Source organism: Pseudomonas sp. B13(2017) (assembly GCF_002113245.1).
Classification (GTDB): Bacteria; Pseudomonadota; Gammaproteobacteria; order Pseudomonadales; family Pseudomonadaceae; genus Aquipseudomonas; species Aquipseudomonas putida_Z.
Map to the genome: position 1 here is coordinate 65,345 of NZ_NEJX01000020.1, position 22,432 is coordinate 87,776.

The following is a 22,432-nucleotide window of genomic DNA, read 5'->3' on the forward strand; positions in this document are numbered from 1 at the left end:
GGGCTGATAAACAGCTTTACACATCTCTGCTCAATATTTTGTGAACAACTGTTGCGCGGTGCCCGCTGTCACAGGGCGGTAACAATCGCCGAATAGCCTGCGGACTATTTGAGGGAAGTTGCCATGGACGCTGCACCCGCCTTCACCGCTGTGCTGTTCGGCTTGCGCGGCTGCCTGGTGCAAGCCGCCAATGGCGCCCCCTCGCCCGCCCCCGGCGCCCTGGCCACCCTCGCCAGCCTGCGTCAGCGCCAGGTGCCGTGCATCTGGCTGGACGACCTCGACGCCACCCAGAGCAAGCGCCTGGCGCACGTACTGCCCGCCTGGCTGCCGGGGCATTCGGTGAACGGCGCGCGCTGGCCGGCGCCGAATGCCTGCTGGCAGGCCCTGATGACGCTGGACAGCCAACGCCTGGACGGCTGCGTGCTGGTCAGCGGCGACCCACGCCTGCTGCAATCTGGCCTGAACGCGGGGTTGTGGACCGTAGGGCTGGCAGCCTGCAGCCCGTTCTGCGACCGCAGCTCGCGGCAATGGCAAGCCATGACTGCGCAGGAACAGGACCTGGCCCGTGGCAAGGCGACGCTGGAACTGTTCAGCCTGGGCGTGCACTCGGTGATCGACCACCTGGAAGCGCTGGACACCTGCCTGCAGGACATCGCCCAGCGCCGGCGCAAGGGCGAAAAACCCTGATACAGCACCTTTGACGCGGATCATGCAAAGCAACGGCAGGTGGATTACGCTGAAGACAGGCCAGAACCTTTGCCGCTTCGCTGAGGTCCATGGCTTGCCAAGCCATTGATGGAGAACTGCCAATGCCTGCCCGCGAATTGCAAGAGCGCCTGAACAGCTTGCGCGAGCAACTGGACCGCAACGTGCCGCTTTCGGACGAGGAACTGGCCGCGCTGCACGAAGAAGCGCGCCAGATCGAGGCGCAACTGAAGCTTGAGGAAGCCACGCCAGACAACAACCTGGTGGACGGCGTGAACCTGGCGATCGAACGCTTCGAGGCCGACCACCCCGACCTCACCGCCACCCTGCGCAGCATTGCCAACTCGCTGCACAGCATGGGGATCTAGAAATACTGGGGCCGCTTTGCGGCCCTATCGCGACACAAGGCCGCTCCTACAGGTACAGCGCAAGATTTGAGGCTTGCGCTGTACCTGTAGGAGCGGCCTTGTGTCGCGATAGGGGCGCGAAGCGCCCCCGGTGTACTTGCGAACCTTACTGCCGAACCAGGCGCTTGTTGTCCGGGCTGATCGCCCCAGTGCTGCGGTAAGGGTTGATATCCAGCCCACCCCGGCGCACATAGCGCGCATACACCGTCAAATGCTCCGGCTGCAGCAGGTTCTTCAAGTCCAGGTAGATCCGCTCCACACACTGCTCGTGGAAGTCGGCATGCTGGCGGAAGCTGATCAGGTAGGTCAGCAGGCTGGCATGGTCCAGCGCCCTGCCCTTGTACTCGACCACCACGCTGCCCCAGTCCGGCTGGCCAGTGACCGGGCAGTTGGACTTCAGCAGGTGGCTGTGCAGGGTTTCTTCCACCTGCCGCTCCGGGTTGCAGTGCAGCAGCTCTGGCTGTGGCTGTTCGTAGTTGCTGATGGCAACGTCCAGCGCATCGATGCACTGCCCCGGCAACGCCACCACGCCTTGGGCCTCGACCTCGCCCAGGGTGCGCACCTTCACGCCGACCGGCTTGCCGGCGGCCGCGGACAGGTCTTTCTCCAGGCACGCCTGCAGTTCGCCAAGCGAGGCGAACACCGTCTGGTTCAATGAGTTCAGGTACAGCTTGAACGACTTGGACTCGATGATGTTCGGCGAATCGGCGGGGATGGCGAACTCGCCGATCGCCACCACCGGCTTGCCCGACGGCAGCAGCCAGCTCAGCTCGAAGCAGTTCCAGTAGTCCACACCCTGCCACGGCAAGGTCTGGGCGGTAACGCCCAGTTCGGCCCACTTGGCGGTACGCGGAATCGGGAACAGCAGCTCCGGAGAATAGGTGGCAATGTATTCGCTGGACTTGCCCAGCGGGGAATGTTCGGCAGCGGGATGCATGGAAACTGACCTGAAGGTTCGAAATTGCTTCTAGTCTACCGGTTTTGCACCCCGCCTTGGAGCGCAAGTCAGCGGGATTACATCTTCGTCAGTTTGGGGCGAGCGGGTGAATCGTCACGTATCATCTCAGCATCACCCGGTCCCTGTAGGAGCGGGCTTGCCCGCGAACACCGGCGAAGCCGGTGCCATATAGCGCGTTGCATGCTTCGCGGGCACGCCCGCTCCCACAGGTTCCCACGCTGCCATCTGGAGTCCTGCCGCTTAATGAAACTGCTGATCGTCGAAGACCAGGCCCGTACCGGCCAGTACCTGAGCCAGGGCCTGAACGAGGCTGGCTTCGCCACCGAACTGGCCACCGACGGCGAGACCGGCCAGTTCCTCGCCCTGACCGGCGACCACGACCTGCTGATTCTCGACGTGATGCTGCCCGGCCGTGACGGCTGGCAGATCCTCCAGGCCGTGCGCCAGGCCGGCCTGGACACCCCGGTGCTGTTTCTCACAGCCCGCGATGCCGTGGAGGACCGGGTGCACGGCCTGGAGCTGGGCGCCGATGATTACCTGGTCAAGCCGTTCGCCTTCTCCGAACTGCTGGCGCGGGTGCGCAGCCTGCTGCGCCGGGGCACCAGCCCCAGCCAGGACACCACCCTGGGCCTGGCCGACCTGCGCCTGGACCTGATCCGCCGCCGCGCCGAGCGCGCCGGCCAGCGCATCGACCTGACCGCCAAGGAGTTCGCCCTGCTTGAACTGCTGCTGCGCCGCCAGGGCGAGGTGCTGCCCAAATCGCTGATCGCCTCGCAGGTGTGGGACATGAATTTCGACAGCGACACCAATGTGATCGAAGTGGCGATCCGCCGCCTGCGCCTGAAGATCGACGACCCACACCCCAACAAGCTGATCCATACCGTGCGCGGCATGGGCTATGTACTCGAAGAGCGCGCGGAGTGATGCGTCGGGTCTCCCTCGGCAGCCGCCTGGCCCTGCTGTTCGCCGCCTGCACCGCCGCTGTCTCGCTCGGTGCCGGCCTGATATTCAGCCGGGCCAGCGAGCAGCACTTCGTCGAACTGGACCAGCAACTGCTGGACTCGCGCCTGTCGCTGTTCCGCACCCAGCTGGCCGGCATCACCACGCCGGCCGAGCTGCAGGCGCGCCTGCCCGCCTTGCGCGATGAACTGGGCCACCAGGCCGACCTGGCCCTGCGCATCAACGGCAGCGACGGCGCCACCTGGTTCGAAAGCCGCACAGGCCTGCCGCGGACGCCACTGCCCGACGGGCTGGCAACCCTGCATGCGCAAGGCACCGACTACCGCAGCCTGGCCGTGCACCTGGCGCAAGGCGCCCCGCAGTCGCCACAACTGACCCTGTACCTCGACATCACCCATCACCAGCACTTCCTGCTGGGCATGCAACGGCTGATCTGGCTGACGGTGGGCCTGTCGGCGCTGGCCACGGCACTGCTCGGTGCCTGGGCTGCACGCCGCGGGCTGCGACCGTTGCGGCAGATGGGCCAGGTGGCTGCCAGCGTATCGGCGCGCTCGCTCACCACACGCCTGCCGGTCGCACAGATGCCCGAAGAGCTGGCCGAGCTGGCGACGGCCATGAACGCCATGCTGCAGCGCCTGGACGACGCCTTCCAGCGCCTGTCGGCATTCTCCGCCGACATCGCCCACGAGCTGCGCACGCCGCTGTCCAACCTCCTGACCCACACCCAGGTCACCCTCACCCGCCCGCGCAGCCTCGAAGAGTACCGCGAAGCCCTGCACGGCAACCTCGAGGAGCTGCAATGGATGGCGCAGATGATCAACGACATGCTGTTCCTGGCCAAGGCCGACCATGGCCTGCTGGTGCCGGGGCAAGCACCGCTGGTGCTGCATGAGGAGGTGGATGCGCTGCTGGAGTACTACGCGCCGCTGGCAGAGGACAGCGGCGTGCAGATGCTGCGCGAGGGTGAGGCGCTGCTGCAAGGCGACCGGCATATGCTGCGCCGGGCACTGTCCAACTTGCTGGACAATGCCTTACGCTTCACCCCGTCGGGTGGGCAGATAAAGGTGACATTGGGGCCAGGGCCGAGGATTGGCGTGGCCAATACCGGGGCGGCTATCGAGCCGGCAGTGTTACCACGGTTGTTCGACCGCTTCTACCGGGTGGACCCGGCGCGGCGGGAAGGCAGTAGCGAGCATGCCGGGTTGGGGTTGGCGATTACCCGGTCGATCGTGCAGGCCCATGGTGGGCGCATTCAGGCGGAGTGTGCGGACGGTTGGACACGATTCGTGATCGATTTCACTGAAGGCCGGTGACATCAGGGCTGCTTTTGCAGCCCATCGCCGGCAAGCCAGCTCCCACAGGTACAGCGCATGCCTTGGGCTTGATGCAATCCTGTGGGACCGACCGTCTTGTACTGCCTGCACTGGCCTCATCGCTGGCAAGCCAGGCTCCTACAGGGACTGCGCAGGGCTTGAGGCCGATGCGGTCGGGGTGGGAGCTGGCTTGCCGGCGATGAGGCCCTCAACAGTTACTCAAACTGCCAGGCCAATCGCCGGCTGCACCTGCGATGCCCGATAAGCCGGATAAATGGTCGCCAGGAAGCTCATCACCAACCCGGCAGTGCAGATGATCGCCACATCGCCCCACTGCAACTGCGACGGCAAGCTGCTGACGAAGTACACATCCGAAGTAAAGATGTGCTGCCCGCTCACCCGCTCCAGCCAACCGACGATCTGGCTGACGTTGAACGCCGCAATCACCCCAAGCACGCCACCGATCAGCGTCCCGACAATGCCGATCAGGCTGCCCTGGACCATGAACGTGCCCATGATCTGCGCCGGCGTGGCGCCCAGGGTGCGCAGGATGGCGATGTCCGGGCCCTTGTCGTTCACCACCATCACCAGGGTGGCGATGATGTTGAACGCTGCCACCGCGATGATCATCAGCAACAGCAGGCCGATCATGGTCTTTTCCATCTTCATGGCACTGAACAGGCTGCCCTGGGTATGCGACCAGTCATCGGCCCGGTAGGCATCGCCCAGCCCGGCAGCGATGGCCTTGGACACCTGCGGTGCGGCATACAGGTCGTGCAGTTTCAGGCGCACGCCCTGCACCTGGCCCGGCGCCCAGCGCTGCATGGCGCCGGCATCGTCCACGTGGATGTAAGCCTGCGAGCCGTCCAGCTCGGCGCCGACCTTGAAGATGCCGACCACGGTCAGGCGCTGCATGCGCGGGGTGATGCCGCCCGGTTCCTTGCTGATTTCCGGCACGATAAGGGTCAGTTTGTCGCCGGTATTCAGGCGGAAGCGCCGCGCAGTCAGCTCACCGATGACCACGCCGAACTCACCCGGCTGCAGGTCCTGCAGGCGGCCCTGGACGATATGCTGGCCGACGATCGAGACCTTGCCCTCTTCGGCCGGGTCGATACCGCCTACCTGGATCGGCTGCATCGCGCCCTTGTACGACAGCATGCCTTCCATTTCGGTAATCGGCGCCGCCGCCATCACCGCCGGGTCGCGCATGGCCGCGTCGGCCACCTTGTGCCAGTCGTCCAGCGGCTGCACGCCGAGGATGGCGGCATGCGGCACCAGGCCGAGGATGCGCGAACTCATTTCGCGCTGGAAGCCGTTCATCACCGACAGCACCACGATCATCGCCAGCACGCCCAGCGACAGGCCGATCATCGAGGTCATCGAGATGAACGAGATGAAGTGGTTGCGGCGCTTGGCTCGGGTGTAGCGCGCGCCGATGAAGATGGGCAAGGGTCTGAACATGTACGAAATCACCCAATGAAAACAGGAAAACGGGGCAGCACCGGCCACCCCGTACAGTCGATCAGATCGCCACCAGGTGGCCGTCGTCGAGCTTCAATACACGGTCCATCTGGCGCGCCAGGTTGAGGTCGTGGGTGACCACCAGGAACGCCGTGCGCGACGCGCTGGACAGTTCCTGCATCAACTCCTGGATGCCCTGGGCGGTGTGGTGGTCGAGGTTGCCGGTCGGCTCGTCGAGCATTACCAGGCCGGGGCGGTTGACCAGTGCCCGGGCGATCGCCACCCGCTGGCGCTCACCACCGGACAGCTCGGCCGGCTTGTGGTTGAAGCGGTGGGCCAGGCCCACGCGCTTGAGCAGCGCCTCGGCACGCTCACGGGCCTCGGGGATGGGCGTGCGGCCGATCAGCAATGGCATGCACACGTTCTCGATGGCAGTGAATTCCGGCAGCAGGTGGTGGAACTGGTAGACAAAGCCCAGCTCGCGGTTGCGCAGCAGGCCACGGGCACGCTCGCCCAGCGCAGACAACTCCTCGCCGGCCAGCCAGACGCTGCCCTGGGTCGGCCGGTCGAGGCCGCCCAGCAGGTTGAGCAAGGTACTCTTGCCCGAGCCGGAGCTACCCACGATGGCTACCCGCTCACCGGCGTGCAGCTCGAGGTTGAGCCCGGACAGCACCTGCACCGATTCCGGGCCCTCGTCGTAGGACTTGCCCAGGTTGCGGCAACTCAGAACGGCTTTATCACTCATGCGCGACTCACTCATAACGTAGCGCCTCTGCAGGCTGGGTGCGGGCCGCACGCCAGGCCGGGTACAGGGTGGCGAAGAAACTCAGGACCAGCGCCGCACCACAGACCATGTACACGTCCTGGGCCTGGATCTGCGACGGCAGGTAATCGATGAAATACACGTCGGCGTTGAGGAACTTGTGCCCGATCAGTTTCTCGATGCCGGCGATCACCGCGCTCACGTTCAGCGCGGCGACGATCCCGACCACGGCGCCGATCAGGGTACCGATCACCCCGATCACCGTGCCCTGGACCATGAAGATGAGCATGATCTGCCCGGGCGTGGCGCCCAGGGTACGCAGGATGGCGATGTCGCCACGCTTGTCGTTGACCACCATCACCAGGGTGGAAATGATGTTGAACGCCGCCACCGCCACGATCAGCAGCAACAGCAGGCCGATCATGGCCTTTTCCATGCGGATCGCCTGGTACAGGTTGCCGTGGGTACGGGTCCAGTCACGGCTGTAGAACTCCTGGTCACCCAGGCGCTGGGCGATGTCCCAGGCCACCCGTGGCGCCTGGAACAGGTCATCGAACTTCAGGCGCAGGCCCTGGACCTGGTCGGGCTTCCAGCGGTGCAGGCGGGACAGGTCGCTGATGTTGGTCAGGCCCAGGTAGCCGTCGATCTCGCCCGCGCCCACGTGGAAGGTGCCGACCACGGTGAAGCGCTTCATGCGCGGGAACATGCCGGCCGGGGTCACGCTGACCTCAGGGGCGACGAAGGTGAGCTTGTCGCCGATGCCTACGCCCAGCTTGGCCGCGGCCTTGTCGCCGATCATGATGCCCCACTCGCCCGGCGCCAGCTGGTCGAGGCGGCCTTGCAGGACGAACTTGTCGATGATCGACACTTCGCGCTCGCGGGCCGGGTCGATGCCGTTGAGCAGCACCTTCTGCACCTTGCCTTCATGGGTCAGCAGGCCCTGCATCTGGGTGAAGGGCGCAACCGCCACCACCTGCGGATTCTGCTTTACTTGTTGGGCAAGGGCCGGCCAGTCGGCAATGGGCTGGCCGCTCTCCAGCGTGGCATGCGGGATCATGCCCAACACGCGGGTGCGCATCTCGTGGTCGAAACCGTTCATCACCGAGAGCACCACGATCATCACCACCACGCCCAGGGCGAGGCCGATCATCGAGGTCAGGGAAATGAACGAGACGAAGTGATTGCGACGTTTGGCACGGGTATAACGCGTGCCGATGAATGCGAAAAGAGGTCTGAACATGTCGGGGCTTGTTCGGATGAAAGGGAACGTCCTTGTGGCGAGGCGCCTACGGCGGCTTTACACTCGGACCACCGCCGCTACCTTGGGTTCGCCATGACGACATTAGACGAAGAAGATCGCCGCGAATACTACCGCATCGAAGATCGGATCGCACTTCAAATAAGCCCCCTCAGCGCGGCCGAAGCCCTTGACCCAGATGTGTTGCAAGATGATTCGCCACTATTCAACCTGCTCAGCGAACTGCACCTGTCCGACTTCGAGTCGCAGCACCTGCTGCGCCAGCTGAGCGAAAAGGACCGCACCCTCGCCGCCTTCCTGCGCGCGCAGAACAAACGCCTCGACCTGCTTAGCGCGGTGGTTGCCCAGACCCTGATCGGCGAAGTTGGCCAGCCCCAGCCGGTGGTCATTTCCGAGGGCGGCATCGAATTCGCGCAAGCCACAGCGGTGGCCCCCGGCACCCGAGTGAAGGTGAAGATGGTGCTGATGCCGCGCGCCCATGGCCTGCTGCTGCGCGGCAAGATCACCCATTGCGACCCGCGCCCGGAGGGCGGCTTCGAGGTCGGCACCGAATTCACCGACATGACCGACGCCCAACGGCAACTGCTGGCTCGCTACATCCTGCAGCGCCAGCAACAACAACGGCGCCAGCAGCTGGAACAGAACGACCCCGCCTCCTGAGCCCATTTTTCTCTGATTTGAAGGAACGAACGTGACCCTGATCTACGGCCACCGCGGCGCCAAGGGCGAAGCGCCCGAGAACACCCTGAAGAGCTTCCAGCAATGCCTCGCCCATGGCGTGACCCGCTGCGAGCTGGACCTGCACCTGTCGGCCGACAACGAGCTGATGGTGATCCATGACCCCACCCTCAAGCGCACCACCGGCAAACGCGGCAAGGTGGTCGAGCACCCGGCCGCCGAGCTGGTCAAGATCGATGCCCGCAAAGGCGGCCCGGGCCACGTCCAGCCCTGCCCGATCCCGAAACTGGAAGAACTGTTCGAGAAATGCCCGTTCGAGCACTGGCAGCTGGAGGTGAAAAGCGCCTCGCGCACCCGTGCCGCCACCACCGTGCTGGCAATCCGCGAACTGGCCCAGCAGTACGGCCTGCTGGACAAGGTGACCATCACCTCCAGCTCACGCGAAGTGCTGGGTGCCGCCCTGGAGCTGGTGCCGGACGTCAAGCGCGGGCTGGTGGCCGAATACGCCTGGCTCGACCCGCTGAAGGTGGCACAGAACTATGGCTGCGAGCTGCTGGCATTGAACTGGACACTGTGCACCCCCGAGCGCCTGATCAAAGCCCAGGGCCAGGGTTTGCACGTGTCGGTGTGGACGGTCAACGAACCGGCACTGATGCGCCGGCTCGCTGATTTTGGCGTGGACAGCCTGATTACAGACTTTCCCGGTTTGGCCAAGACCACCCTCGGGCAGGGTTGAAATCGGTCTCTCCGACCGGCTCAGGCCACCGGTCGGAGCCGCTCAAAAAAGCCGGTTCAGGCCGTCGTAGGCAGCTACCCGATAGGCTTCGGCCATGGTCGGGTAGTTGAACGTGGTGTTGACGAAGTACTTCAGGTTGTTCTGCTCACCCGGCTGGTTCATGATCGCCTGGCCGATGTGGACGATCTCCGAAGCCTGGTAGCCGAAGCAGTGCACGCCAAGGATTTCCAGGGTTTCGCGGTGGAACAGGATCTTCAGCATGCCCTGCGGCTCACCGGCGATCTGCGCGCGCGCCATGCCCTTGAAGAAGGCCTTGCCCACCTCGTACGGCACCTTGGCCTGGGTCAGTTCCTGTTCGTTGCGGCCGATCGAGCTGATCTCCGGAATGGTGTAGATGCCGGTCGGCACGTCGTTGACGAAGCGCCAGCTGCCATTATCCACGATGCTGCCAGCGGCAGAGCGGCCCTGGTCATGAGCGGCACTTGCCAGGCTTGGCCAGCCAATCACGTCGCCGGCACCGTAGATGTTCGGCACGCTGGTGCGGTAGGCCTCGTCGACCTCGATCTGGCCGCGGCTGTTGACCTTGATACCGATGTTTTCCAGGCCCAGCTTGTCGGTGTTGCCGGTACGGCCGTTGCACCACAGCAAGGCGTCGGCCTTGATCTTCTTGCCCGACTTCAGGTGCAGGATCACCCCGTTGTCCAGGCCTTCGACGCGCTCATACTCTTCGTTGTGGCGCACGGTGATGTTGTTGTTGCTGAAGTGGTAGCTCAGCGCCTGGGAAATTTCCGAGTCGAGGAAGCTCAGCAACTGGCCACGGTTGTCCACCAGCTCTACCAATACACCCAGGCCGCTGAAGATCGAGGCGTATTCGCAACCGATCACACCGGCACCGTACACGATCAGCTTGCGTGGGGTGTGGCTGAGGCTGAGGATGGTGTCGCTGTCGTAGACGCGCGGGTGGTGGAAGTCGATGTCGGCCGGGCGGTACGGGCGCGAGCCGGTGGCGATGATGATGTGCTTGGCGTTGAGCTTTTCCACCACGCCGTTCGGGCAGACCACTTCGACGGTCTGCTCGTCGGCGAAGCTGCCGGTGCCGAAGAACACGTCCACGCGGTTACGCGCGTAGTAGCCGGTGCGCGACGCTACCTGCTTGGCGATGACCTTCTCGGCGCTTTTCAGCACGTCCGGGAACGAGAACCAGCGCGGCTCACCGATGGCACGGAACATCGGGTTGGTGTTGAACTGCATGATCTGCCGCACCGAGTGACGCAGTGCCTTGGACGGGATGGTGCCCAGGTGGGTGCAGTTGCCCCCGACCTGGCGACGGCTATCGACCATCGCCACCTTGCGCCCTGCTTTGGCGGCGTTCATTGCCGCACCTTCTCCGGCCGGGCCGGAACCCAGCACCACTACGTCGTAGTTGTAGACAGCCATGCGTACTCCTTCAGAACTGGCCCGCAAGCCACGGTCGCTCGCGGGGCGCGATCATGCCGCCGGGGCGTCATGAGAAAATTCGGGTGCAGTCTAATCAAGCGTGAACGCCGCGCACATTAACCCTTGGTCGCGTCGTAGGCCAATTTTGCCCGCACTACATGTGTGAACCATTCCCTGGCGGCGATCATCCCTGCTTGTGCTTTCATTCGCCTTTCACTGCCCGTTCGAATGCGGGCGTAGCTCGGGAGACGAAGCCACCCTCGGCCCGAGTCACCAATACCGCGGCCAGGTCATGCGCCACGGCAAAATCCCAGCCACGTTCCGGGCCCAGGATCAACAGCAGCGTCGAATAGCCGTCGGCCCGCAGCGCCGAGGCATCGAGCACGGTGACCGCGGCCAGGTCGTGCTGCACCGGGCGCCCGAGGCGGGCATCGAAGGTGTGCGAATAGCGCCGGCCATTCTCCTCGAAATAGTGCCGATAGTCACCCGAGGTTGATACTGAAAGGCCATTGACCGGGATGATCTGGCGGGCTATCTGGCGATCTTCGCGGGGCAGCTCCAGGGCGATGCGCCAGGGGCTGCCATCGGGCTTGCGGCCGGCGGCCTTGAGCTCGCCGGTGGCTTCGGCGACAAAGCTGGCAACGCCCATGGCCTGCAGGCGCGCGGCGATCAGGTCGACGGCATGGCCGGCGGCGATGCTGTTGAAGTCGAGTTGCACCGGGGCGTCCTTGCACAGGGCCTGGCCGTCGATGTGCAAGTGCCGGTAGCCCACACGCTGGCGCACCTGGGCCAGGGCCAGCGGGTCGGGCACCTGCTCGTGACGGGCCTGGGGGCCGAAGCCCCACAGGTCGAGCAATGGTTCGACGGTAAGGTCGAAGGCGCCGCCGCTCTGCTCGGCCAGGTGCTGACCAAGGCTGACCAGTTCGAGCATGTCGGGGGGCAGGACCAGGCACTGGTTGGCGGGCAACTGGTTGAAACGGCTGACGGTGGAGTCGCCGCGGTAGGTCGAGTAATGCTGGTCGATGTCGTGCAGGATGGTTTCGACTGCCGCCTGCACCTGGACCGGCGCCGGGCCGCCGGGTTCGCGCACGTACTGGATGCTGTAGCTGCTGCCCATGGTCGGGCCACCCAGGCGTTCCAGGGTACGGCCCTGGTTGCAGGCGGTGAGCAGCATCAGCAAGAAACAAAGAAATGCGCGCAATATCGAGATCTCGAATGCCTGTACTGGCCCTTTCGCGGGCACGCCCGCTCCCACAGGAACCCCACTGCCCTCCAGCCCTGTGATATCCCTGTGGGAGCTGGCGTGCCCGCGAAAGGGCCAGTACAGGCACAGTAAATGCCCGATCAGTTAATCAGGCGAAAAAAAACGGGAACCCGAAGGTTCCCGTTTTTTCATTGCCTTACAAGCGTATCAGTGCGGAAACGCTGGCGGGTTCACACCGGCCATCTCTTCCATCACACGAACCACCTGGCAGCTGTAACCGAATTCGTTGTCGTACCAGACGTACAGAACAACGCGGTTGTCATTGCAGATGGTCGCTTCGGCGTCAACCACACCGGCGTGGCGCGAACCGACGAAGTCGGTCGAAACCACTTCCTGCGAGCTGACGTAATCGATCTGCTTGTGCAGCTCCGAGTGCATGGCGGTCTGGCGCAGGTACTCGTTGATCTCGTCGCGGCTGGTGGCCTTCTCGAGGTTCAGGTTGAGGATGGCCATCGAAACGTTCGGCGTCGGTACGCGAATGGCGTTGCCGGTCAGCTTGCCCTTCAGCACTGGCAGTGCCTTGGCGGCAGCAGTGGCGGCGCCGGTTTCGGTGATGACCATGTTCAGCGGCGCGGCACGGCCACGGCGGCTGCCCTTGTGGAAGTTGTCGATCAGGTTCTGGTCGTTGGTGAACGAGTGAACGGTTTCGACGTGGCCGTTGACGATGCCGTACTGGTCGTTGATGGCCTTGAGCACCGGCACGATGGCGTTGGTGGTGCAGGAAGCGGCCGAGATGATCTTGTCATCGGCAGCGATGTCACCGTGGTTGATGCCGTGCACGATGTTCTTCAGCGCGCCCTTGCCAGGTGCGGTGAGGATCACGCGGGCAGCGCCCGGGCAGGCCAGGTGCTGGCCCAGGCCGTCGGCATCACGCCATACGCCGGTGTTGTCGACGATCAGCGCGTTTTCGATGCCGTACTGGGTGTAGTCGACTTCGCTCGGGCTCTTGGCGTAGATAACCTGGATCAGGTTGCCGTTGGCGGTGATGGTGTTGTTGGCTTCGTCGATGGTGATGGTGCCATCGAACGGGCCGTGCACCGAGTCACGGCGCAGCAGGCTGGCACGCTTGACCAGGTCGTTCTCGGCGCCCTTGCGCACGACGATGGCGCGCAGGCGCAGGCCGTCGCCGCCACCGGTCTTCTCGATCAGGATGCGCGCCAGCAGGCGGCCGATGCGGCCGAAGCCGTACAGGACAACGTCGGTGCCCTTGCGCGCCGAAGCGTTCTGCTGGCCAACCACCTCGGCCAGTTCTTCACGGACGAACTGCTCGGCAGTGCGGCCATTGCCTTCCTGCTTGAACTTGTTGGCCAGCTTGCCCAGGTCGACCGAAGCGGCGCCCAGTTTCAGCTCGCTCATGGCCTTGAGCAGGGGGAATGTCTCGTGGACGGACAGTTCGGTTTCGTCGGCTTGACGATGACGCGCAAAGCGGTGCGCCTTGAGGATCGAGATAACCGAACGGTTGATCAGGCTACGGCCATAAATCGAGCTCACCACGTTGTTGTTGCGGTAGAGCTGACCGATAAGCGGGATCATCGCTTCAGCCAGGGCTTCACGATCGATCCACTCACCAAGACACTGGTCGGGCTTCTGAGTCACGGGAACCTTCCACATGTAGGGACAGAAAAAAGGGGCTACATTATGACGCCCCAACGCGTTACGGGCAATGAGCGCCTGTCGCGGCCACGCAAGCCAGCGTTCACGCCCTTTCGAACCTGACAGCCGGCACCGTCACCGGTACAATCGATCTCTTTGCCGCAACGCTTGGAGTGCAATCTCCCGTGTCAGTTCTGCGCCTACCGCAAATGTCGGCCACGGCCGGCAAACAAACCTGGGGCAATCTACCCGGTGCCACCCTCAGCCTGGCCATCGCCGAGGCCGCCAGCAGCGCGGGCCGCTTCACTTTGCTGCTGACTGCCGACAGCCAGGCTGCCGATCGTCTGGAACAGGAACTTCGCTTCTTTGCCCCGGACCTGCCGGTGCTGCCGTTCCCCGATTGGGAAACCCTGCCCTACGACCTGTTCTCGCCGCACCAGGACATCATTTCCCAGCGCATCGCCAGCCTCTACCGCCTGCCGGAGCTGAGCCACGGCATCCTCGTGGTGCCGATCACCACCGCCCTGCACCGCCTGGCGCCGACCCGCTTCCTGCTGGGCAGCAGCCTGGTGCTGGACGTGGGCCAGACCATCGACGTGGAGCAGATGCGCCTGCGCCTGGAGGCCAGTGGCTATCGCTGCGTCGACACCGTCTACGAGCATGGCGAGTTCGCCGTGCGCGGCGCGTTGATCGACCTGTTCCCGATGGGCAGCAAGCTGCCCTACCGCATCGACCTGTTCGATGACGAGATCGAGACGCTGCGCACCTTCGACCCCGAGACCCAGCGCTCGATCGACAAGGTGGATTCGGTGCGCCTGCTGCCGGCGCGCGAGTTCCCGATGCAGAAAGAGGAAGTGACCCGCTTCAAGGCGCGCTTCCGCGAACGCTTCGATGTCGATTTCCGCCGCAGCGCGATCTTCCAGGACCTGGCCAGCGGCATCATCCCCGCCGGCATCGAGTACTACCTGCCGCTGTTCTTCGAAGAAACCTCGACCCTGTTCGACTACCTGCCGGCCGACACCCAGGTGTTCTCGCTGCCCGGCGTGGAACAGGCCGCCGAACATTTCTGGAACGACGTGCGCGGGCGTTATGAAGACCGCCGTGGCGACCTGAGCCGGCCGCTGCTGCCACCGGCCGAACTGTTCCTGCCGGTGGAAGACTGCTTCGCCCGGCTCAAGCAATGGCCACGGGTAGTGGTCAGCACCGAAGACCTCGACCCGGGCGTGGGCCGCGAGCGCTTCCCGGCACGCCCCCTGCCCAACCTGGCAATCGAGGCCAAGGCCAACCAGCCCCTGGCCGAACTGGCCAATTTCCTCGACCAGTTCCCTGGCCGGGTGTTGTTCACCGCCGAATCGGCAGGCCGGCGCGAAGTGCTGCTGGAGCTGCTCGAACGGCTGAAACTGCGCCCGCATACCGTCGACGGCTGGGCCGACTTCATCACCGGCAGCGAACGCCTGGCAATCACCATCGCCCCGCTGGACGAAGGCCTGCTGCTGGACGACCCAGCCATCGCCCTGGTCGCCGAAAGCCCGCTGTTCGGCCAACGGGTCATGCAGCGCCGGCGCCGCGACAAGCGTGGCGAAACCGCCAACGACGCGGTGATCAAGAACCTGACCGAGCTGCGCGAAGGCGCGCCGGTGGTGCACATCGACCATGGCGTGGGCCGCTACCTGGGCCTGGCCACCCTGGAAATCGACGGCCAGGCCGCCGAATTCCTCACTCTGGAATACGCCGAGGGCGCCAAGCTGTACGTGCCGGTGGCCAACCTGCACCTGATCGCCCGCTACACCGGCAGCGACGATGCCCTGGCACCGCTGCACCGGCTCGGCTCGGAGGCCTGGCAGAAGGCCAAGCGCAAGGCCGCCGAACAGGTGCGCGACGTGGCCGCCGAACTGCTCGACATCTATGCCCGCCGCGCCGCGCGCAAGGGCTATGCATTTGCCGACCCGTCCGCCGACTACGCCACCTTCAGCGCCGGCTTCCCGTTCGAGGAAACCCCGGACCAGCAGGCTGCCATCGAAGCGGTGCGCGCCGACATGCTGGCGCCCAAGCCGATGGACCGCCTGGTATGCGGCGACGTCGGCTTCGGCAAGACCGAAGTGGCCATGCGCGCGGCATTCATTGCCGTGCACAGCGGCCGCCAGGTGGCCGTGCTGGTGCCCACCACCCTGCTCGCCCAGCAGCACTACAACAGCTTCCGCGACCGCTTTGCCGACTGGCCGGTGAGCGTGGAGGTGATGAGCCGCTTCAAGTCGGCCAAGGAAGTGGCCAACGCCGCCGCCGATCTGGCTGAAGGCAAGATCGACATCCTCATCGGCACCCACAAGCTGCTGCAGGACGATGTACGCTTCAAGGACCTGGGCCTGGCCATCATCGACGAAGAGCACCGCTTTGGCGTGCGCCAGAAGGAACAGCTCAAGGCCCTGCGCAGCGAGGTGGACATCCTCACCCTCACCGCCACGCCGATCCCGCGTACGCTGAACATGGCGGTGGCGGGCATGCGCGACCTGTCGATCATCGCCACGCCGCCGGCGCGCCGCCTGTCGGTACGCACCTTCGTCATGGAGCAGAACAAGAGCACGGTCAAGGAGGCGCTGCTGCGCGAGCTGCTGCGCGGTGGCCAGGTGTACTACCTGCACAACGATGTGAAAACCATCGAGAAATGCGCCGCCGACCTTGCCGAACTGGTGCCAGAGGCGCGCATCGGCATCGGCCACGGGCAGATGCGCGAGCGCGAGCTGGAACAGGTGATGAGCGACTTCTACCACAAGCGCTTCAACGTGCTGGTGGCCTCGACCATCATCGAAACCGGTATCGACGTTCCCAGCGCCAACACCATCGTCATCGAGCGTGCCGACAAGTTCGGCCTGGCCCAGCTGCACCAGCTGCGCGGCCGGGTTGGCCGGAGCCACCACCAGGCCTACGCCTACCTGCTGACGCCAACCCGGCAGAAGGTCAGCGCCGACGCCGAAAAACGCCTGGAAGCGATCGCCAACACCCAGGACCTCGGCGCCGGCTTCGTGCTGGCCACCAACGACCTGGAGATTCGCGGCGCTGGCGAGCTGCTGGGCGAAGGCCAGAGCGGGCAGATCCAGGCGGTGGGCTTTACCCTGTACATGGAAATGCTTGAGCGCGCGGTCAAGGCGATCCGCAAGGGCACCCAGCCCAACCTTGAGCAGCCGCTGGGCGGCGGCCCGGAAATCAACCTGCGCCTGCCGGCACTGATCCCCGAGGACTACCTGCCCGACGTGCATGCGCGGCTGATCCTGTACAAGCGCATTGCCTCGGCTGCCGACGAAGAAGGCCTCAAGGACCTGCAGGTGGAAATGATCGACCGCTTCGGCCTGCTGCCCGAGCCGACCAAGAACCTGATGCGCCTGACCTCGCTCAAGCTGCACGCGGAAAAGCTCGGCATCAAGAAAGTCGACGCCGGCCCCAACGGCGGCAAGATCGAGTTCGAGGCCGAGACCCCGGTCGACCCGCTGACCCTGATCAAGCTGATCCAGGGCCAGCCCAAACGCTACAAGTTCGAAGGCGCCACCCAGTTCCGCTTCCTGGTACCCATGGAACGCCCCGACGAACGCTTCAATAACCTGGAGGCGCTGTTCGAGCGCCTGACCCCACAGCCTGCCTAAGGAAGACCCATGCGTGCCATCCGTTGCCTGACCCTGCTGCTGGCGCTGTTCGCCCCAGCCGCCTTCGCCGAAGGCCTGTATCAGGTAGAAATGATCCTGGTGCGGCAGAACAGCGTGCCCGCCTTCACCAGCCCGTTCGCCCCCGAAGACTGGAGCGCCGGCGCTCCACGCCTGGAAAAGGACGCCGAGCGCCGCCTGGCGCTGGAAGATGAAGCCACCCGCCTGGAAGCTACCGCCGACTACACCGTGCTGCTGCACAAGGCCTGGCAGCAGCAAGTGGGCAGCGAACCCAGCCGCATCGCCCTGGGCGAAGGCACCGAGCAGTTCGGCCACTTCCCCATCGAAGGCAACCTGAGCATCGCCGAGGGCCGTTTCATTGCGGTCGAGGCCAACTTCTGGGTCAACCAGCTGGACGGCAACGGCAGCGTGCTGCAAAGCGAGCAGTTCAAGCAGAGCAACAGCAACGTCAAGGGCAGCCAGCTGACCTTCCTCGACGGTGGGCACCTGGCGGTGCTGCTGAAGGTGACACCACCAGGTACGCCTAAAATGCCGGTGATGGACCCGGAGATGATGGAGCAGTGATGTGAGCGACGGTGATGCGCAGCAACTGCTGAGAGCCTATCCGGACTGGGTCGACTTCTTCGAGGCCGGTGCACTGGCACGAGGCCGCAATTATGCGGCGCAAGAGCGGACGCGCATCCTGTCGAAGCATGGCCCGAAGGTCGAGGCAACCTGCAAGGGCTCGGCAGGCCAGACTTACCAGCAGAACATCCAGCTGGTGGTCAACCACGGTGACTTGCGCGTGTTCGGACGCTGCACCTGCCCGGTCGCGCTCAACTGCAAGCACTGCGTCGCGGCGCTGCTGCAACTGCAGGACGGTAACGATGGCCTTGACGCCGCGGCCCCGCCGGAGCAAGCCGCGCTGTCGCTGCCACCGGACCTCAACTTGTGGGTCCAGGCACTCGAGTCACCGTCGCAACCCGCAGCCCCCCACGAGCCCGCGCGCAAAGGCCCGGCAATCTATTACCGTATCCACATGGATCATGAGCACTGTCGGCTCGAACCGATCAAAGGCACCCGGCAAACAGACGGCAGCCTGAAGATCGGTCGCATCACCTCGATGCCCGAGATGATCTACTACACACCCCGTTACGTCACCGAGGACGATGCGCGGCTGTTGCGCCTGATCGATGCCCGCAGCAAGACGATGACACCCATGGTGCAACTGGAAGGCAAACAGGGCGCGGAGCTTTACGGCTACGCCCTGGCCACTGGTCGCCTTCTGTTCGAAGACGATGCTGCGCCACTGTCCCCCGGGCCGGAGCTGCATGCCGAGTTCCGCTGGGTCAGGCTGGACAATGGCAGCTACCGAGGCGCCTGGTACCACGATGGTCACCAGCAGCTACAGGTGCTGCCCATCGAGCCCATGCACTATGTCGACAGGCATTCGCACCAGACCGGCAAGCTGCGCCATGACCTCGACCCTTTCATTGCCAGCCAGCTCGCGCGCGCGCCTATTGTTCCCGAGCACCTGGTCGTCCCCTTGAGTCATCGATTGAACGCCTTGAACCGCCAGGTTCCCACCCCCACAGCCGTGAGCACCAAGCAAATCGACGACCTCGCACCAAGAGGCAGACTGACCCTGGGCAGTCTCGAATTCAGCGCCTACATGCCCAAGACCGGTCGCATGCAACGGCAGATGCAACACCGTGCAGCGCTGGCATTCGACTACGACGGCCTGCGCGCCACCGGCAGCGACGACAAGCCGCTGACCCGCCTGGTCGACGACACCAGCCAGCGCATCCGTCGCCAGCCCCAGGCCGAGCAGGCGCTGCGCAAGGCCCTGCGCGACCTCGGCTTCAAGGCGGCCACCCGACAGAGCAAGGCGCTACCCGACAGCGCCGGCGAAATGTACCAATTGCCCGACGACGAAGCCTGGCTGCGCTTTGCCCGCGAAGGCCTGCCGCGCCTGCGCGAGGCCGGCTGGGAAATCGACATCCATCGCGACTTCGCCTTCAACCTGCAGGAGGTGGACGACTGGTACGCCACCATCGACGAAGCGCCCGGCCATGAATGGTTCGACCTGGAGCTGGGCATCGTGGTCGATGGCCAGCGCCACAGCCTGCTGCCGATCGTGCTGCAACTGCTGCGCAGCAACCCGGAACTGCTGCGCCCCAGCGAACTGGCCCGGCGCAGTGACGACGAGCACCTGCTGATCGACCTCAACCGTGGCCGCCTCGATGCCCCGGCCCTGCGCGTTGCCTTGCCATATGGCCGCATCAAGGCAGTGATGGGCACCCTCGGCGATCTGTACCTGCACGAAGACGCCGCAGGCCCGTCCCTGCGCCTGGACCGTGCCGATGCCTCACGCCTGAACGACATCGACGGCCTGCCCCTGCATTGGGAGGGTGGCGAGCATGTGCGCGACCTGGGCCGTCGCCTGCGCGATGCCCGTGATTTGCAGGTAGAACCGCCGTCCGGGCTGCAGGCCAGCCTGCGCCCTTACCAGCAACAAGGCCTGAACTGGCTGCAGGCGCTGCGCGAGATGGGCACCGGCGGCATCCTCGGCGACGACATGGGGCTGGGCAAGACCCTGCAGGCCCTGGCACACCTGCTGCTGGAGAAACAGTCCGGGCGCCTGAGCGCACCGGCCCTGGCGGTGATGCCGACCAGCCTGGTGCCCAACTGGCTGGACGAAGCCCAGCGCTTCGCCCCCGGGCTGCGCGTGCTGGCCCTGCAAGGCCCGGGGCGCAGCAAGCATTTCGCCAAACTGCACGAATACGACCTGGTTCTGACCACCTATGCCCTGGTGCCGCGCGACCTCGAGCACTTGCGCGCCCAGGCCTGGCACGTGCTGGTGCTGGACGAGGCGCAGAACATCAAGAGCAGCACCAGCAAGGCCGCCCTCGCGGTTTGCGAGCTGCGGGCCAATCAGCGCGTCTGCCTGACCGGCACGCCAATGGAAAACAACCTGGGCGAGCTGTGGTCGATTTTCCACTTCCTCATGCCTGGCTGGCTGGGTGACCTGAAGCGCTTCAACCAGGACTACCGCACACCGATCGAGCGCCACGGCGACAGCGAGCGCATGGCCCACCTGGCCAGCCGCATCCGCCCGTTCCTGCTGCGCCGCACCAAGGAGCAGGTGGCCACCGAGCTGCCGGCCAAGACCGAGATGGTGCACTGGGTCGAGCTCAGCGATGCCCAGCGCGACACCTACGAGGCCGTGCGGGTGGCCATGGACAAGAAAGTCCGCGATGAAATCGCCCGCAATGGCGCTGCGCGCAGCCAGATCATCATCCTCGACGCCCTGCTCAAGTTGCGCCAGGTATGCTGCGACCTGCGTCTGGTCAAAGGGGTGGAAAGCAAAGGCAACCAGGCCGACAAGGGCAAACTGGGCGCGCTGCTGGAAATGCTCGAAGAGCTGCTGAGCGAAGGGCGCCGGGTACTGTTGTTCTCGCAGTTCACCTCGATGCTGGCGTTGATCGAGCAGGAGCTGGAGAGGCGCAAGATCCGCTACAGCCTGCTGACCGGCGACACCCGCGACCGGCGCACGCCGGTGCAGCAGTTCCAGCAGGGTGATAGCGAAGTGTTCCTGATCAGCCTCAAGGCGGGTGGCGTGGGCTTGAACCTGACGGCTGCGGACACGGTGATCCACTTCGACCCCTGGTGGAACCCGGCCAGCGAAAACCAGGCCACCGACCGCGCCTACCGCATCGGCCAGGACAAGCCGGTGTTCGTGTTCAAGCTGATCACCCGGGGGACAGTGGAAGAAAAGATCCAGCTGTTGCAGCAGGAGAAGGCGGCGCTGGCGGCGAGCCTGCTGGATGGCGGGCAGGCCGGGCAATGGCGGCTGGGGGATGAAGAGATCGAAGCGCTGTTTGCGCCGCTGCCGGGAAAGCGCGGGCGGTAGCCCAGAATCCCCCACTGCCTGTACCGGCCTCTTCGCGGGCACGCCCGCTCCCACAGGTACAGCGCTGCTTTTCAGGCTGTTGTGCTGCCTGTGCCGGCCCCTTCGCGGGTAAACCCGCTCCCACAGGGATATCAGTGCCCTCAAGGGCGGTGCTGTACCTGTGGGAGCGGGTTCACCCGCGAAGAGGCCGGCACAGCTACAACACCAATTTCGAAACCGGCGCCGCACCTGTGGGAGCGGGTTCACCCGCGAAGAGGCCGGCACAGGTACAACACTAATTTCGAAACCAGCACAGCACCTGTGGGAGCGGGCATGCCCGCGAAGGGGCCGGCGCGGTCAATCGACCAGCTGCGCCTCCCGCAACGCCCCCAACGCCTCCAGCCACCGCGGCTGCTGGCGATAATCCGTCCGCGCAAACCCTTGCCCACGCATCCGCGCAATCCGTGGCGAGGGCTTGACCTTCATCCGCTGCGCCGCACTCAACGCCAGCTCCGCCGCCGCCCGGTCATTGCACACCAGGCCCATGTCGCAGCCAGCACTCAACGCCGCCTCGATCCGACTGGCCGCGTCCCCGACCACATGCGCACCCGCCATCGACAGGTCATCACTGAAGATCACCCCGTCAAAGCCCAGCTCGCCACGCAGGATGTCCTGCAACCAGCGCCGCGAGAAGCCAGCCGGCTGGTTGTCGACCTGCGGATAGATGACATGCGCCGGCATCACTGCCGCCAATTGCCCGCTCAGGCGGGTGAACGGCACCAGGTCGGCCTGGCGCAGCTGTTCGAGGCTGCGCTCATCGGTGGGAATGGCCACATGCGAGTCCGCTTCGGCCCAGCCATGCCCCGGGAAGTGCTTGCCACAGGCCGCCATGCCCGCCGCATTCATGCCACGGATGAACGCCCCGGCCAGTTGCGTGGCACGCAGCGGGTCACCCTCGAAGGCGCGGCTGCCCACCACGGCGCTGCGCTGGTGGTCCAGGTCGAGTACCGGGGCAAAGCTGAGGTCCAGGCCAACCGCCAGCACCTCGGTCGCCATCAACCAACCGCACTGCTCGGCCAGGTACTCGGCGTTGTCATTGTCCGCTATCGCCCGCATGGCCGGCAGGCGCACAAAGCCCTGGCGCAGGCGCTGCACCCGGCCGCCCTCCTGGTCCACCGCCAGGATCAGGTCGGGGCGGATGGCGCGGATCGACGCGCACAGTTCACGCACCTGGCGCGGGCTGTCGATGTTGCGGGCAAAGATGATCAGGCCGGCCACTTCAGGCTGGCGCAGCAGGTGACGGTCTTCGGCGGTCAGCCATTTACCGGCGATATCCACCATCAGGGAGCCTTGCAGGCTGACAGTCATGGGTAAT

17 protein-coding genes are annotated in these 22,432 nt (G+C 65.0%); 9 read left to right on the top strand and 8 right to left on the bottom strand.

The features are described 5' to 3' along the window. Positions 1-123 precede the first annotated feature (123 nt). Complete coding sequence (locus CAG44_RS22495; protein WP_085589458.1) at positions 124-687, top strand: phosphonoacetaldehyde phosphonohydrolase-related protein; 564 nt, start codon at positions 124-126, stop codon at positions 685-687. Between the two features lie 122 nt (positions 688-809). Then, positions 810-1,073, top strand: coding sequence for a DUF4404 family protein (locus CAG44_RS22500; protein WP_004376395.1), 264 nt, complete (start codon positions 810-812; stop codon positions 1,071-1,073). 145 nt (positions 1,074-1,218) lie between these two features. Here CAG44_RS22500 and queF read toward each other — a convergent pair whose 3' ends face one another. Then, entirely contained in the window at positions 1,219-2,049 is an 831-nt protein-coding gene (gene queF, locus CAG44_RS22505) for an NADPH-dependent 7-cyano-7-deazaguanine reductase QueF (RefSeq protein WP_085693028.1), read from the bottom strand. 264 nt (positions 2,050-2,313) lie between these two features. Between queF and cinR the strand changes: the two genes are divergently transcribed. Beyond that, a complete protein-coding gene (gene cinR / locus CAG44_RS22510; protein WP_015269546.1) occupies positions 2,314-2,994 on the top strand; it encodes a two-component system response regulator CinR in 681 nt (226 codons plus the stop codon). Then, a complete protein-coding gene (locus tag CAG44_RS22515) occupies positions 2,991-4,343 on the top strand; it encodes a heavy metal sensor histidine kinase (protein WP_085589455.1) in 1,353 nt (450 codons plus the stop codon). Before cinR ends, CAG44_RS22515 begins: the two co-directional genes overlap by 4 nt. Positions 4,344-4,562: 219 nt before the next feature. On the opposite strand, the gene CAG44_RS22520 is transcribed toward CAG44_RS22515, so the two are convergent. The 3 genes from CAG44_RS22520 to CAG44_RS22530 all read right to left on the bottom strand — a co-directional run bounded on the left by CAG44_RS22520 (position 4,563) and on the right by CAG44_RS22530 (position 7,807). Next, positions 4,563-5,804: a lipoprotein-releasing ABC transporter permease subunit gene (locus CAG44_RS22520; protein WP_085589453.1), complete on the bottom strand. Its 1,242-nt coding sequence runs from the start codon at positions 5,802-5,804 to the stop codon at positions 4,563-4,565. A 61-nt stretch (positions 5,805-5,865) separates the two neighbouring features. Further along, positions 5,866-6,549: a lipoprotein-releasing ABC transporter ATP-binding protein LolD gene (gene lolD, locus CAG44_RS22525; RefSeq protein WP_169774647.1), complete on the bottom strand. Its 684-nt coding sequence runs from the start codon at positions 6,547-6,549 to the stop codon at positions 5,866-5,868. Between the two features lie 7 nt (positions 6,550-6,556). Beyond that, positions 6,557-7,807, bottom strand: a complete 1,251-nt coding sequence (locus tag CAG44_RS22530; protein ID WP_015269543.1) for a lipoprotein-releasing ABC transporter permease subunit — start codon at positions 7,805-7,807, stop codon at positions 6,557-6,559. 93 nt (positions 7,808-7,900) lie between these two features. Here CAG44_RS22530 and CAG44_RS22535 point away from each other — a divergent pair, with 93 nt between their 5' ends. Then, positions 7,901-8,485: a PilZ domain-containing protein gene (locus CAG44_RS22535; RefSeq protein WP_025338333.1), complete on the top strand. Its 585-nt coding sequence runs from the start codon at positions 7,901-7,903 to the stop codon at positions 8,483-8,485. Between the two features lie 31 nt (positions 8,486-8,516). Beyond that, on the top strand, positions 8,517-9,239 hold the full coding sequence (locus CAG44_RS22540; protein ID WP_085589451.1) for a glycerophosphodiester phosphodiesterase family protein: 723 nt from the start codon (positions 8,517-8,519) through the stop codon (positions 9,237-9,239). Between the two features lie 42 nt (positions 9,240-9,281). On the opposite strand, the gene sthA is transcribed toward CAG44_RS22540, so the two are convergent. From sthA to CAG44_RS22555, 3 genes are all read right to left on the bottom strand, one after another. Continuing rightward, a complete protein-coding gene (gene sthA, locus CAG44_RS22545) occupies positions 9,282-10,676 on the bottom strand; it encodes a Si-specific NAD(P)(+) transhydrogenase (protein WP_015269541.1) in 1,395 nt (464 codons plus the stop codon). A gap of 202 nt (positions 10,677-10,878) precedes the next feature. Next, positions 10,879-11,877: an FAD:protein FMN transferase gene (locus tag CAG44_RS22550; RefSeq protein WP_085693039.1), complete on the bottom strand. Its 999-nt coding sequence runs from the start codon at positions 11,875-11,877 to the stop codon at positions 10,879-10,881. Between the two features lie 210 nt (positions 11,878-12,087). Then, positions 12,088-13,551, bottom strand: a complete 1,464-nt coding sequence (locus tag CAG44_RS22555; RefSeq protein ID WP_031324543.1) for a glyceraldehyde-3-phosphate dehydrogenase — start codon at positions 13,549-13,551, stop codon at positions 12,088-12,090. 167 nt (positions 13,552-13,718) lie between these two features. Here CAG44_RS22555 and mfd point away from each other — a divergent pair, with 167 nt between their 5' ends. The 3 genes from mfd to CAG44_RS22570 are packed head-to-tail and all read left to right on the top strand — an operon-like array spanning position 13,719 to position 21,078. Next, complete coding sequence (gene mfd, locus CAG44_RS22560; RefSeq protein WP_085693029.1) at positions 13,719-17,168, top strand: transcription-repair coupling factor; 3,450 nt, start codon at positions 13,719-13,721, stop codon at positions 17,166-17,168. Between the two features lie 9 nt (positions 17,169-17,177). Further along, complete coding sequence (locus CAG44_RS22565; protein ID WP_085589446.1) at positions 17,178-17,750, top strand: CsiV family protein; 573 nt, start codon at positions 17,178-17,180, stop codon at positions 17,748-17,750. A 1-nt stretch (position 17,751) separates the two neighbouring features. Continuing rightward, positions 17,752-21,078, top strand: coding sequence for a DEAD/DEAH box helicase (locus CAG44_RS22570; protein ID WP_085693030.1), 3,327 nt, complete (start codon positions 17,752-17,754; stop codon positions 21,076-21,078). Positions 21,079-21,414: 336 nt separating this feature from the next. Here CAG44_RS22570 and nagZ read toward each other — a convergent pair whose 3' ends face one another. Next, positions 21,415-22,413, bottom strand: a complete 999-nt coding sequence (gene nagZ / locus CAG44_RS22575; protein WP_176240913.1) for a beta-N-acetylhexosaminidase — start codon at positions 22,411-22,413, stop codon at positions 21,415-21,417. Positions 22,414-22,432: the final 19 nt, after the last annotated feature.

Coding starts and splice junctions, on each gene's coding strand:
- CAG44_RS22495 (WP_085589458.1), top strand. CDS start 124: ATGGACGCTGCACCCGCCTTCACCGCTGTGCTGTTCGGCTTGCGCGGC.
- CAG44_RS22500 (WP_004376395.1), top strand. CDS start 810: ATGCCTGCCCGCGAATTGCAAGAGCGCCTGAACAGCTTGCGCGAGCAA.
- queF (WP_085693028.1), bottom strand. CDS start 2,049: ATGCATCCCGCTGCCGAACATTCCCCGCTGGGCAAGTCCAGCGAATAC.
- cinR (WP_015269546.1), top strand. CDS start 2,314: ATGAAACTGCTGATCGTCGAAGACCAGGCCCGTACCGGCCAGTACCTG.
- CAG44_RS22520 (WP_085589453.1), bottom strand. CDS start 5,804: ATGTTCAGACCCTTGCCCATCTTCATCGGCGCGCGCTACACCCGAGCC.
- lolD (WP_169774647.1), bottom strand. CDS start 6,549: ATGAGTGATAAAGCCGTTCTGAGTTGCCGCAACCTGGGCAAGTCCTAC.
- CAG44_RS22530 (WP_015269543.1), bottom strand. CDS start 7,807: ATGTTCAGACCTCTTTTCGCATTCATCGGCACGCGTTATACCCGTGCC.
- CAG44_RS22535 (WP_025338333.1), top strand. CDS start 7,901: ATGACGACATTAGACGAAGAAGATCGCCGCGAATACTACCGCATCGAA.
- sthA (WP_015269541.1), bottom strand. CDS start 10,676: ATGGCTGTCTACAACTACGACGTAGTGGTGCTGGGTTCCGGCCCGGCC.
- CAG44_RS22555 (WP_031324543.1), bottom strand. CDS start 13,551: ATGTGGAAGGTTCCCGTGACTCAGAAGCCCGACCAGTGTCTTGGTGAG.
- CAG44_RS22565 (WP_085589446.1), top strand. CDS start 17,178: ATGCGTGCCATCCGTTGCCTGACCCTGCTGCTGGCGCTGTTCGCCCCA.